Genomic DNA, 13,097 nt, shown 5'->3' on the forward strand with positions numbered 1-13,097 from the left:
TCAGCCGGCGGTCGGACGCACCCCTGAAATCCGGCGCCGGGTCAGCGCGGCGGCCTCGGCGAGCGGAGTGGTGCCGTGCTCGGCGGAATCGGACAACAAGCGCGAGACCACGTCGCCGATCCCCGCCACCCGCGCGGCCGCCGCGGCGTGGTCGAGCCCCTCGATCTCGCGCGCCACCGTGTAGACGACCCCGCCGGCACTCGCGACGTAGTCGGGCACCCAGGTCACCCCCCGGGCCGCGAGCGCGTCGGCGACATCGTCGGACACGAGCTGGTTGTTGGCCGGGCCGACGACCAGCGGCGCCGCGAGCGGCGTGTCCGCGGCGAGAACCCCGCCCACGGCGGCGGGCACCACGACGTCGGCGGGGTGGGCCAGCGCCTCGCCCGGCTCGGCCCAGCCGTACCCGAGCCACCGGGCGTCCTCGCGGGCGCGCGGGTCGACGTCCGACACGACCACGTCCGCGCCGGCTTCCGCCAGCCCCAGGGCGAGGGGCCGGCCGACGGCACCGAAACCCGCCACGACAACGCGGCGGCGGGCCAGGTCCGCGGCGCCGAAAACCGCCGTCACCGCGGCTCGCAGCGCGGCGAGCACCCCGTCGGCGGTCGGGCCGCTCGACGAGCCGATGCCGCCGGCGGACTCGGGGAGGCAGAACACATGCCGGGTCCCCTCGCGCAGGACCAGCATGTCCTCGGGCCCGGTACCGACGTCGGGGCCGGCCAGGTAGGCGCCGTCGAGCGACTCGATCAGCTCGGCGTGGTCGAGCAGCACCGCGCGACGCTCGGCGGGGGTCAGGCGCTGCCCCGGCTCCAGCACGATCACGCTCTTGGCGCCGCCGATCGCCAGGCCCGCCACCGCGCACTTGGCCGACATCGCGGCCGAGAGCCGCAGGACGTCCCGCTCGGCCTCGTCGAGGCTCGGGTACTGCCGCATCCGGCAGCCGCCGGCGGCCGGGCCGAGCGCCGTCGAGTGGATCGCGACCATCGTGGTCACTCCGGAGCGGCGGCCACGCCGGACGGCGAGGCGTTCGTGGTCCCAGGGCAGCCGTTCGGTCATCACGGTTCCTTTCGGAGGAAGGTCACTGATCAGCGCCGAACGTAAGCTGATGAGCGCCGATCCGACCGGTCCGGCGAACGAAATTCGGCAGCCGAAGGGACGTGAGCGTGGTGGACGAACTTGATTCGGCGATCGTGCGGCACCTGCAGGAGGACGCTCGCCAGACCAACCGGGACATCGCCCGCAAAGTCGGGATCGCGCCGTCGACCTGCCTGGAGCGCACGCGGCTGCTGCGCGAACGCGGGGTGATCCGCGGCTACCACGCCGACGTCGACCTGCCGAGCCTCGGCCGCGGCGTGCAGGCGATGGTCTCGGCACAGGTCCGCCCGCTCAGCCGCACGGTGATCGACTCGTTCCAGCACTCGATGACGCGGCTGCCCGAGGTGCTCTCGGTGTTCGTCGCGGCCGGCAGCGACGATTTCCTCATCCACGTGGCGGTGCGCGACATCGACGAGCTGCACGCGTTCCTCACCGACCGGCTGGCGCTGCGCAAGGAAGTGGTCGGGTTCCGCTCGTCGATCATCTTCCGGCACCTGCGCAAGACCACTGTGGAGCCACTGCCGGTGACCCCTTGAAAGTCGCGACATCACCCCAGAGAACACGTGAAATGCACGACATCGGGCCTTCTCCGACGGAAACTGTCGGTGGTCCGGGTTCTACTGGAGCAGCGAAGGAAGGAGGCACCGCGATGCCGGATGAACAGTCGAGCGAGCTGAACCACCGCGAGCGGGCCACCCTGAGAGCCGTCGCATCGGGGCGGGCCGAGATCAGCTGCAGCTGCGAGCCAGACCTGTTCGTCGACGGGTTGAGCTGCTGCGACCAGGCCACCACCCGCCGCCTCGTGCGGCGCGGGTTCATCGAGGCCGCGGCCGAAGGGCCGTGCGGCGAACTGGTGCTGGCCGTGCTGACCGCGGCCGGGATGGTGGCGCTCAACGAAGCCACGCGCTCCGGAGCGGTCACGGCCGCCTGAGCCGGGTCGCGCACCGAGCGCGATTCCTGGCGCCCCACGGCGGTTCCGCACCGGAGGCGCCCGTCAGGAACGCACCCATTCCTCCCCGAGTTCGACAGCCTCCGCCGTCCCGCCGGTCAGATCGGCGAGCCAGGCGGCGAACGCCGGTTCCTCGCCGGGAGCCAGGCCGACCTCGAAGTGCGCCGACGCCTCGAACCGGGTGTCGTGCAACACATACGGCGAAGCACGCAGGTCGTTCTCCAGCCGGCCCGAGCGGGTGTAGTCCACCTCGACGTCGAACAGCAGCAGGCGCCGGTACTCGACCACGGACGCGGCGTCCAGCGCGTCGGACACCGCCTGGCCGTAGGCACGGATCAAACCTCCCGCACCGAGCAGCACGCCACCGAAGTGCCGCGACACCACGGCGACCGTGTCGGTCACCTCGCGGCGGCGCAGCACCTCCAGCATGGGGACGCCCGCGGTGCCGGCGGGTTCGCCGTCGTCGCTGGAGCGCTGGGTGCGGCCGTCCGCGCCGAGCACGAAGGCGTGGCAGTGGTGGCGCGCCGCCGGTTCGGCCTTGCGCCGGGCCGCGATCACGGCCCGCGCGGCGGCCTCGTCGCCCACCGGAGCGAGCGCGCAGAGGAACCGGGAGCGCTTGATCTCGATCTCGTGCAGTACCGGGCTCGCCACGGAGAGATAACGATCAGCCATCGACGGTTCGCCTCATCGGTCCAGTCAACCAGCTCCACCCGCGGCACAAGCCGCGACCCGCGCAGGCGTTTACGCAGGTCAGCGAGGCTACTGACCAGTGGCCGGGAGACGTGGCCCGACATATGGGCATACCCCGGGGGCCGTCAACGTAAGCGTGGCATTTCCCACCCGGGCGCAACGACATATGTCGAACACAGCGAATTCACACTATCGTCATAAGACCCGGAGAACCCGGGAGTAACACCACGCGCCCGGCCGGCCCCCCACCACACAGGCTGACCGAACGGCGCGTGCGCAGTCGCAGCGAACCGCTGCACCACCGAAAAGACTGCTGCACCGACGAGAACAACAGCGCTGCCCGTCAGAGATCACACTGGCGGAGAACGCAGCGCTGACGTAACTTGTGGCCGCCCAGTGCCGTGCGGCTGTATACCCGGAACCGCCCCTGCCGCAGCCCGGTCGATGTCGACCGAGCCGGCTTCCAGGGCGGTTCCCCCTTCTCGACTGACCATCGCGGTTCCGGACCACTTCGTTAACCGGTTCAGTGTCGAACCACCCGATGGAGTGAGTACCGGTCGCGCCAACGCCTTGGGAGGCGGCCAGCCGTGACCCACCGTTCCACTGCCGGTTCGACCGGTTTGTACGACCCCGCGTATGAGCACGACGCCTGCGGAGTCGCCTTCGTCGCCGATCTCGCCGGTCGCCGAGATCATCAGATCGTGGCGAAAGCCCTGGTCGCACTGCGGAACCTGGAGCATCGCGGGGCGCGCGGCGCCGAACCCGACACCGGCGACGGCGCCGGACTGCTGATCCAGGTGCCCGACGCGTTCTTCCGCGAGGTCGTGGACTTCCCGCTGCCCGAAGAGGGCGCGTACGCCGTCGGCACCGCCTTCCTGCCCCGCGACGAGAAGCGCCGCGGGCGGGCCATGACCACCATCGAGCGGATCGCCGCCGAGGAGGACATGCGCGTGGTCGGCTGGCGCGAGGTGCCCGTGGACACCGCGCACTGCGGGCCCACCGCCGCCGAGACGCGGCCGCACTTCACGCAGCTGTTCCTGGCCGGGCGCCGGCACAACCGCGACGGCCTCGGGCTGGAGCGGTCGGCCTTCTGCGTGCGCAAGCGCGCCGAGCACGAGCTGGCCGAGGACGACGTGTACTTCCCGTCGCTGTCCTCGCGCACGATCGTCTACAAAGGAATGCTCACCGAGGACCAGGTCGAGCGGTTCTTCCTCGACCTGACCGACGAGCGTGTGACGAGCGCCATCGGCCTCGTGCACTCCCGCTTCTCCACCAACACCTTCCCGTCGTGGCCGCTCGCGCACCCGTACCGCTACGTGGCGCACAACGGCGAGATCAACACCCTCAAGGGCAACCGCAACTGGATGGACGCCCGCGAGGCGCTGCTGGAGACGGACCTCATCCCCGGCGACCTCAAGCGCATCTACCCCGTCATCACGCGCGGCGCGAGCGACTCCGCCTCGTTCGACGAGGTGCTCGAACTGCTGCACCTCGGCGGCCGTTCGCTCCCGCACTCGGTCCTCATGATGATTCCCGAGGCCTGGGAGAACCACCAGGAAATGGACCCCGCGCGCCGCGCCTTCTACGAGTTCCACTCCACGCTCATGGAGCCGTGGGACGGACCGGCGCTGGTGGCGTTCACCGACGGCGCGCAGATCGGCGCGGTCCTCGACCGCAACGGCCTGCGCCCCGGCCGCTACTGGGTCACCGACGACGGCCTCGTCGTGCTCGCCTCCGAGGTCGGCGTGCTCGAACTGGACCAGTCGACGATCGTGCGCAAGGGCCGGCTGGAGCCGGGCCGCATGTTCCTCGTCGACACCGTCGAGGGCCGGATCATCGAGGACGAGGAGATCAAGGGCGAGCTCGCCACCGCGCACCCGTACGACGAGTGGGTGGAGAACGGCCTGCTGCGCCTGGAAGAACTCCCCGAGCGCGACCGCGAGGTGCCGCTGCACGCCGCGCTCGTACGGCGTCAGCAGTCCTTCGGCTACACCGAGGAAGAGCTCGAGACGATCCTCGAACCGATGGCCCGCACCGGCGCGGAGCCGATCGGCTCGATGGGCAACGACTCCCCGCTCGCACCGCTTTCGTCGGGCTCGCGGCCGCTGTTCGACTACTTCATCCAGCTCTTCGCGCAGGTGACGAACCCGCCGCTGGACTCGATCCGGGAAGAGCTGATCACGGCGCTCGGCACGCAGGTCGGCGCCGAACCGAACCTGCTCGTGGCCGACGCGGCGTCGTGCCGGCGCATCGTGCTGCCGTTCCCGGTGCTGGACAACGACCAGCTCGCGAAGCTGGTGCACGTCAACGACGACGGAAACCTGCCCGAGTTCCAGGCCGTCACGGTGCTCGGCCGCTACAACGTCCACGGTGGCGGCGAAGCGCTCGTGCAGCGGCTCGACGAGATCCGGGCCGAGGTATCGGAGGCCATCGAGGACGGCGCGCGGCTGATCGTGCTGTCCGACCGCGGTGTCGACGAAAACCACGCGGCCATCCCGTCGCTGCTGCTGACCGGTGCCGTGCACCACCACCTCGTGCGGGAGAAGACGCGTACGCAGGTGGGCCTCATCGTCGAGGCCGGCGACGCGCGCGAGGTGCACCACATCGCGCTGCTGGTCGGCTACGGCGCGGCCGCGGTCAACCCGTACCTCGCGATGGCGACGGTCGAGGAGATGGCCCACCAGGGCCTGATCCCGGGCGTCACGGCGAAGCAGGCGACCGCGAACCTGATCAAGGCGCTCGGCAAGGGCGTGCGCAAGACGATGTCCAAAATGGGCGTCTCGACGGTCGCGTCCTACACCGGTGCGCAGATCTTCGAAGCCGTCGGCCTGGGTGCCGACATCGTCGACACCTGTTTCACCGCCACCACCTCGCGGCTGGGCGGCGTCGGGTTCGACACCATCGCCGACGAGGTCGAGCAGCGCCACCGCCGCGCGTTCCCGGCCGACGGCGTACGCGCGACCCACCGGGAGCTGGAGACCGGCTCGGACTACCAGTGGCGCCGCGAAGGCGAGCCGCACCTGTTCAACCCGCAGACGGTGTTCAAGCTCCAGCACTCCACGCGCAGCGGGAAGTACGAGGTCTTCAAGGAGTACACGAAGGCCGTCAACGACCAGTCCGAGAAGCTGCAGACGCTGCGCGGGCTGTTCGACTTCAAGACCGGCGAACGCCCGCCCGTGCCGATCGAGGAGGTCGAACCGGTCTCGGAGATCGTGAAGCGCTTCGCGACCGGCGCCATCTCCTACGGCTCGATCTCGATGGAGATGCACCAGACGCTGGCGATCGCGATGAACCGCCTCGGCGGCAAGTCCAACACCGGCGAGGGCGGCGAGGACGCCGAACGGCTCTACGACCCCGAACGCCGCTCCGCGGTCAAGCAGGTCGCTTCCGGCCGCTTCGGTGTCACGAGCGAGTACCTCGTGAACGCCGACGACATCCAGATCAAGATGGCGCAGGGCGCGAAGCCCGGCGAGGGCGGGCAGCTGCCCGGCGCGAAGGTGTACCCGTGGATCGCGAAGACGCGGTACTCGACGCCGGGCGTCGGCCTCATTTCGCCGCCGCCGCACCACGACATCTACTCGATCGAGGACCTCGCCCAGCTGATCCACGACCTCAAGAACGCCAACCCGGCCGCGCGCATCCACGTGAAGCTCGTGTCCGAGGTCGGCGTCGGCACGGTCGCGGCGGGCGTGTCCAAGGCGCACGCCGACGTGGTGCTCATCTCGGGCCACGACGGCGGCACGGGTGCCTCGCCGCTGTCGTCGATCAAGCACGCGGGCGGTCCGTGGGAGCTGGGCCTGGCCGAGACACAGCAGACGCTGCTGGCCAACCGGCTGCGCGACCGCATCGTGGTGCAGACCGACGGCCAGCTCAAGACCGGCCGCGACGTCGTGATCGCCGCCCTGCTCGGCGCCGAGGAGTTCGGCTTCGCGACCGCGCCGCTGGTGGTTTCGGGCTGCATCATGATGCGCGTGTGCCACCTCGACACCTGCCCGGTGGGCGTCGCGACGCAGAACCCCAAGCTGCGCGAGAAGTTCAGCGGCAAGGCCGAGTACGTGGTGAACTTCTTCGAGTTCATCGCGCAGGAGGTGCGGGAGTACCTGGCGGAGCTGGGTTTCCGGTCCATCGCCGAGGCCGTGGGTCATGCCGAGATGCTCGACAAGCGCAAGGCCGTGGAGCACTGGAAGGCGGCCGGGCTCGACCTGTCGCCGATCTTCCACGTGCCCGAGCTGGCCCCGCGCGCGGCGCGCCACCAGACCGTGAAGCAGGACCACGGGCTCGACAAGGCATTGGACAACACGCTGATCCAGCTCGCGGAGGGCGCGCTTTCCTCGGGTGACAAGGTGCGGCTGGAACTGCCGGTGCGCAACGTCAACCGCACCGTCGGCACGATGCTGGGCTCGGAGCTCACGAAGAAGTGGGGCGGCGAGGGCCTGCCGGACGACACGATCGACGTGACGTTCACCGGGACCGCGGGCCAGTCCTTCGGCGCGTTCGTGCCGAAGGGCATCACGCTGCGGCTCATCGGCGACGGCAACGACTACGTCGGCAAGGGTCTCTCGGGCGGACGGCTGATCGTGCGGCCGCCGAAGGAGGTCTCGTTCGCGGCGGAGGAGCACATCATCGCGGGCAACGTGATCGCCTACGGCGCCACGAGCGGCGAGATCTTCATCCGCGGCAAGGTCGGCGAACGGTTCTGCGTGCGCAACTCGGGCGCGCTGGCCGTCGTCGAAGGCGTGGGCGACCACGGCGGTGAGTACATGACGGGCGGGCGCATGGTGGTGCTCGGCGGCGTCGGGCGCAACTTCGCGGCCGGTATGTCCGGCGGCATCGCCTACGTGCTCGACCTGCCGGCGCACCGCGTGAACCCGGAGATGGTCGACATCGACCCGCTCGACGCGGACGACACCGACTTCCTGCGCGAGACCGTGGAGAAGCACTACAACGAGACGGAGTCCGCTGTCGCGCGCGAGCTGCTCGCCGACTGGGACGCCGCCGTCGACCGGTTCGGCAAGGTCATGCCGAAGGACTACAAGCGCGTGCTCGCCGCTCAGGTTCAGGCCGAGCGTGATGGGCGCGACGTGAACGAGGCGATCATGGAGGCCGCACATGGCTGACCCCAAGGGCTTTCTGACCACCACCCGGGAAGAACCGAAGCGCCGTCCGGTGGATCTGCGGCTGATGGACTGGCGTGAGGTCTACGAGGACTTCGCGTCGACCAAGCTGGAGAAGCAGGCCGGGCGGTGCATGGACTGCGGTATCCCCTTCTGCCACCAGGGTTGTCCGCTCGGGAACCTGATTCCCGAGTGGAACACCTTGGTGTGGCGGGAAGACTGGCGCGAGGCGGCCGAGCGGCTGCACGCGACCAACAACTTCCCGGAGTTCACCGGCACGCTGTGCCCGGCGCCGTGCGAGACCGCGTGCGTGCTCGGCATCAACGACGACCCGGTGACGATCAAGCGCGTCGAGATCTCCATCATCGACCGGGCCTTCGCCGAAGGCTGGGTCACGCCGCAGATCCCGGTGGCGAAGACGGGCAAGAAGGTCGCCGTCGTCGGGTCGGGGCCGTCCGGGCTCGCCGCGGCGCAGCAGCTCACGCGAGCAGGCCACAGCGTGGTGGTCTACGAGCGGGCCGACAAGATCGGCGGGCTGCTGCGCTTCGGCATCCCGGAGTTCAAGATGGAGAAGTTCCGCCTCGACCGCCGGCTCGACCAGATGCGGGCCGAGGGCACGGAGTTCCGGACGTCGGTGAACGTCGGCGTGGACGTCACCGTCGAGGAGCTGCGCGCGAACCACGACGCGGTGGTGCTCGCCGGCGGCGCGACCGCGTGGCGCGACCTGCCGATCGACGGCCGCGAGCACGACGGCATCCTGCAGGCGATGGAGTTCCTGCCGCCGGCCAACCGCGTCGCCTCGGGTGATCTGGAGGAGGTCGAGTACTCCGCCGAGGGCCTGGACGTCGTGGTCATCGGCGGCGGCGACACGGGCGCGGACTGCGTCGGCACGGCCCACCGCCAGGGCGCTCGCTCCGTGACCCAGCTGGAGATCATGCCGCGGCCGCCGGAATCCCGTTCGGACGCGCACCCGTGGCCGACGTACCCGATGATCTACCGCGTCAGCTCGGCCCACGAGGAGGGCGGCGAGCGCCTGTATTCGGTGAACACGCAGGAGTTCGTGGCCGACGCCGACGGCCGCGTCCGCGCGCTCCGCCTGGTGGAGGTGCGCAACGAGGGCGGCAAGTTCGTGCCCGTCGAAGGCACCGAGACCGAGCTGCCCGCGCAGCTCGTGCTGCTGGCCATGGGTTTCGTCGGCCCGCAGCAGTCGGGCCTGCTGGAAGACCTCGGCGTCGACCTCGACCAGCGCGGCAACGTCGCGCGCGACAAGGACTTCCGCACGAGCGTCGACAACGTCTTCGTCGCCGGCGACATGGGCCGCGGCCAGTCGCTGATCGTCTGGGCCATCGCCGAGGGCCGCTCCTGCGCCGCCGGCGTCGACGCCTTCCTCACCGGCCGGGCCTTCCTCCCGGCCCCGATCGCGCCGACCGACCGGCCGATCTCCTGACCCCGTGGTGGGCGCACCAGCGTTGCTGCGCCCGCCACGACCCCTCCCGGGCTGCGGGCGGGTGCGGCAACGGCGCCGCACCCGCCCGTTTTCGGGTGTGGGCCCGTGCGGCCGCACGCGGCGAGCCGTCAGCGGTTGTGCAGCCGGTCCAGCGCCAGGAGTCCGGCGCCCAGCCGTCCGGCCTCGTCACCCAGCGAAGCCACCCGCAGTTCCGGCATCCGCTGGAAAGTCAGCGCCGAAGCCAGGTAGTCGCGCACCGGGTCGAGCACGTAGTCGGCCGCGGTGAACAGGCCGCCGCCGAGCACGATCACCTCGGGCGCGAGCAGCGTCAGCAACGTCCGCAGGCCGTGGCCGAGGCCGTCGAGCGCGTCGGACACCACGGCGACCGCCGCTTCGTCACCGTGGCGCGCGGCGTCGACCACGGGCTGCGCGCCGTCGGCCGGGCGACCGGTCCGTTCGGTGTAGCGGCGCGCGATGGCCGACGCCGAGGAGATCGCCTCCAGACAGCCCGTCGCGCCGCAGCCGCAGACGATGCGGTGCCCCACGTCGATGTGGCCGACCTCACCGGCCAGCCCGTGAGCCCGGTAGAGGCGCCCGTCGAGCAGCAGGGCGGCCGCGATGCCCGTGCCGATGGCGACGAACGCCGCGTCGGTGCAGCCCTTCCCCGCGCCCACGCGGAACTCCGCCAGCCCACCGGCGCTCACGTCGTGGCCGAACGCCACCGGCAGTCCCAGGCGGTTCTCCAGCAGGTCGCCGAACGGGACATCGCGCCAGTCGAGGTTGGCCGAGAACCGGGCGACGCGCGCCTCTTCGTCGACGATGCCCGGCACCACGACCCCGACGGCGCCCGGCGAACCCGTGCCGGCCTGTTCCGCGAGCGAGGAAACGATCTCGGCCACCTGCTCGGCCAGCGCCGTCCCGTCCGCGCTCTTCGCCGTGGGCACCCGGGTCGTCGCGAGCGCGTTGAGGTCCGCGTCGAGCAGGGCCGCCTTCACGGTCGTGCCGCCCACGTCCAATGCCGCCACCAATTCAGCCATGCCGCGATTGTCACATCGAGCACCTCACATCGATGTGACATTGACTGGCGGTAGCACAGCAACCTACGCTCGGTCAGCCAGACGACGAGTTCGGAACGCGGTGAGAATCCGCGCGGTCGCGCCACTGTGACCCCTCGAAGCACTTTCGGGGGGAAGCCAGACCCGGACCCGTCGTACCGCTCCCGATAGGCCGCGAAAAGCCCGAGGAGGCACAGTGACCACGCCCGCAGCACCCGCCGTCGCCACACCGATCCCCGTCCGGATCCCCGTTCGCCAGATCGTTCCGTGGGCCGTGCTGGTGGGCCTGCTCGCTCTCATCGCCCTCTACTTCGTGAGCGCCGAACAGGGCGCCACCGCGGTGTTCGCCAACATGTACGTGCACGAGTTCGTGCACGACGGCCGGCACCTGCTCGCGTTCCCCTGCCACTGAGGCGGGCGAACCACCGTGATGAGGTCCCTGCTGGTCCGCGGCATGCTCGCGGGCCTGATCGCCGGCGTGCTCGCGTTCGTCTTCGCGTACCTGTTCGGCGAGCCGTCGGTCAACAGCGCCATCGGCATCGAGGAGGCCGGCTCCGCGGAGCACTCCCACGTCCACGACCCGGCCGCCGGCCAGGGCACCGGTGACGCCGAGCAGCCCGAGGAAGAGCTCGTGCCGCGCGACATCCAGAGCACCGTCGGCCTGCTGACCGGCGTGCTCGTGTACGGCGTCGCCATCGGCGGGCTGTTCTCGCTGGCCTTCGCGTTCGTCTACGGCCGCATCGGGTCGCTGCGCCCCCGCGTGACCACGGCGCTGCTCACCGCGGGCGCGTTCGGCGTGGTGTTCTTCGTGCCGTTCCTCAAGTACCCGGCCAACCCGCCCGCGGTGGGCCAGCCGGGCACCATCGGGCAACGCACCGAGCTGTACTTCGGCTTCGTCGCCGTCTCCCTGCTCGCGGGCATCCTCGCCACCGTGTTCGGCCGCAAGCTCGCCGACCACCTCGGTGCCTGGCGCGGCGGCCTGCTGGCCTGCGCCGGCTACGTCGTGGTGATGGCCGTGGTCACGTGGCTGATGCCGGTCATCGACGAGGTGCCGCCGACCTTCCCGGCGTCCACGCTGTGGAGCTTCCGCACCGCGTCCGTCGGTACACAGGTGACGCTGTGGCTCACGCTGGGCCTGTTCTTCGGCTTCTTCGCGGAGAAGGTGCTGAAGCCCTCCCAGAAGGCCACCGCGGCAGCCGTCTGAGCTTCACCAGTCCAGGTCGCCGGCCATCTCACGCCTTCCAATCCGGGTGGCCCGGCATGGCCGGGGTGGTGGAGCCGTACAGCCAGTCGTGGAAGAACGCGCCCAGGTCGCGGCCCGAGACGCGTTCGGCCACGGCGACGTAGTCCTGCGTCGCGGCCGGGCGGCCTTGGAACTCGTCGAAGAAGGTGCGTTCGATGTGGTCGAAGGTCGCCGGGCCGACGAGGCTGCGCAGCGCGTACAGCGTGAGCTTGCCGCCGAGGTCGGTGCCGAACATGACGCCCGTGGCGGAGGACTGCCGGGCGACCGGGCCGTTCTGCTTCAGGATCTCGTTGTTCTGCTCGTAGCCGGACTTCGCCTTCTCGTCGAACGGCTGGCCACCGTGCTCGGAGTCGTAGAGATCCTGGTAGAAGGTGGCGTGACCCTCGCTGAGCCACATGTCGTCCCAGTGGCGCACGGGCACGGCGTCGCCGAAGTACTCGTGGGTGAGCTCGTGCGCCATGGTCGACACCTCGCTGGGGTATTCGAGGGCCAGGGCGCTGTAGGTCGGCATCGCGGCGGTTTCCAGGGCCAGGCCGCCGCCGTAGAGGCGGTTCACGCCGAGGGTGCCGGCGCTCGCGTACGGGTACGGGCGGCCGAGGCGCTGCTCCAGCCAGGCGATGATCTCCGGGGTTTTGCGGGCGGTGTCGAGCGCGGCCGGTTTCGCCGCCGTGGTCACGTAGCTGCGCACCGGCAGGCCGTGCGGGCCCACCTGGTCGAGCTCGGTGAAGTGCCCGGCCGCGAGTTGCACGACGTCGGTGGCCGTGGGCCGGTCGACGCGGAACACCGAGGTCACCCGGTCGCCCGCGCGGTGCTTCCCGACGAGCGTGCCGCTGCCGACGCCCTGCACGTCGGCCGGGGTGGTGATCCGCAGGGTGTAGGTGGCCGGGTCGCCGGGGACGTCGTCGGACGGGAAAACCGCGTGCTCACGGTCGGTCTGCCCCATCACCGCGAAGCCGTCCGGGGTGTTCTGCCAGACACCCACGGCCTCGGCGAGGTCGGGCGGCAGCGGGACCTTCACCGTGGGCGAGGCCGGGCTCTTCGCCCGGTCCGCGACGTAGCCGATCCGCACCGTGAACGGCATGCCCTTGCGCACCGGCCGCGTGGGCGTGACCACCAGCTTTTCGCCCTGTACCACGAACTTCGCGGCCGTGCCGTTGACCTCCACGGTCCGGATCTCACCGACGGCCGAGTCGAGCCCGAAGGACGACAGCGACTGGGTGGCGACGGCGCGCATCGTCACCGTCGCGTCCATCGTGGTCACGCCCGGCCGGTAGTCGAGGGAGACGTCGTAGTCGCGGGCGTCGTAGCCGCCGTTGCCGAGCCCGGGGAACAGCCGCTCGCCCGCGTTCAGCGCGCCGGGCGTCGCCGGATCAGCGGTGGCGGCGGTCGCGGTGCCGGCGGCCAGCACCGCGGCGAGCCCTGCCACCGCTGCGGTTTTGATGATCGTTTTAGCCATGCCGCCAACCTTGCCGAGAGTGACTCCGTGCGCACATCGGCCGGGCAGCTC

General features: G+C 70.7%; 10 protein-coding genes. 6 read left to right on the top strand and 4 right to left on the bottom strand.

Annotated features, from left to right (window positions below; translation table 11 throughout):
* A complete protein-coding gene (locus tag AB0878_RS25955) occupies positions 1 to 1,053 on the bottom strand; it encodes a Glu/Leu/Phe/Val dehydrogenase dimerization domain-containing protein (protein ID WP_366582835.1) in 1,053 nt (350 codons plus the stop codon).
* 110 nt (positions 1,054 to 1,163) lie between these two features.
* Between AB0878_RS25955 and AB0878_RS25960 the strand changes: the two genes are divergently transcribed.
* Positions 1,164 to 1,628, top strand: a complete 465-nt coding sequence (locus AB0878_RS25960; RefSeq protein WP_366582990.1) for an Lrp/AsnC family transcriptional regulator — start codon at positions 1,164 to 1,166, stop codon at positions 1,626 to 1,628.
* 113 nt (positions 1,629 to 1,741) lie between these two features.
* A complete protein-coding gene (locus AB0878_RS25965; protein ID WP_366582836.1) occupies positions 1,742 to 2,023 on the top strand; it encodes a hypothetical protein in 282 nt (93 codons plus the stop codon).
* 63 nt (positions 2,024 to 2,086) lie between these two features.
* On the opposite strand, the gene AB0878_RS25970 is transcribed toward AB0878_RS25965, so the two are convergent.
* Positions 2,087 to 2,713: a YigZ family protein gene (locus AB0878_RS25970; RefSeq protein ID WP_366582837.1), complete on the bottom strand. Its 627-nt coding sequence runs from the start codon at positions 2,711 to 2,713 to the stop codon at positions 2,087 to 2,089.
* Between the two features lie 605 nt (positions 2,714 to 3,318).
* Here AB0878_RS25970 and gltB point away from each other — a divergent pair.
* Together gltB and AB0878_RS25980 are read left to right on the top strand one after the other, a co-directional pair.
* Entirely contained in the window at positions 3,319 to 7,848 is a 4,530-nt protein-coding gene (gltB, locus tag AB0878_RS25975) for a glutamate synthase large subunit (protein ID WP_366582838.1), read from the top strand.
* Complete coding sequence (locus tag AB0878_RS25980) at positions 7,841 to 9,292, top strand: glutamate synthase subunit beta (RefSeq protein ID WP_366582839.1); 1,452 nt, start codon at positions 7,841 to 7,843, stop codon at positions 9,290 to 9,292. Before gltB ends, AB0878_RS25980 begins: the two co-directional genes overlap by 8 nt.
* 128 nt (positions 9,293 to 9,420) lie before the next feature.
* Here AB0878_RS25980 and AB0878_RS25985 read toward each other — a convergent pair whose 3' ends face one another.
* Positions 9,421 to 10,329, bottom strand: a complete 909-nt coding sequence (locus AB0878_RS25985) for an ROK family protein (protein ID WP_366582840.1) — start codon at positions 10,327 to 10,329, stop codon at positions 9,421 to 9,423.
* 214 nt (positions 10,330 to 10,543) lie between these two features.
* On the opposite strand from AB0878_RS25985, the gene AB0878_RS25990 reads away from it, so the two are divergent.
* Complete coding sequence (locus AB0878_RS25990; protein ID WP_255638318.1) at positions 10,544 to 10,759, top strand: CbtB-domain containing protein; 216 nt, start codon at positions 10,544 to 10,546, stop codon at positions 10,757 to 10,759.
* Positions 10,760 to 10,774: 15 nt separating this feature from the next.
* Positions 10,775 to 11,551 carry a CbtA family protein gene (locus AB0878_RS25995; RefSeq protein WP_366582841.1) on the top strand — a complete coding sequence of 259 codons (777 nt, stop codon included), beginning with the start codon at positions 10,775 to 10,777 and terminating at the stop codon, positions 11,549 to 11,551.
* 28 nt (positions 11,552 to 11,579) lie between these two features.
* Here AB0878_RS25995 and AB0878_RS26000 read toward each other — a convergent pair whose 3' ends face one another.
* The gene (locus AB0878_RS26000) at positions 11,580 to 13,046 is read right to left on the bottom strand and encodes a M1 family metallopeptidase (RefSeq protein WP_366582842.1); all 1,467 of its coding nucleotides are present in this window, start codon (positions 13,044 to 13,046) and stop codon (positions 11,580 to 11,582) included.
* Between the last annotated feature and the right edge of the window lie 51 nt (positions 13,047 to 13,097).

Origin of the sequence: Amycolatopsis sp. NPDC047767 (genome assembly GCF_040704195.1) — a bacterium.
Classification (GTDB): domain Bacteria; phylum Actinomycetota; class Actinomycetes; order Mycobacteriales; family Pseudonocardiaceae; genus Amycolatopsis.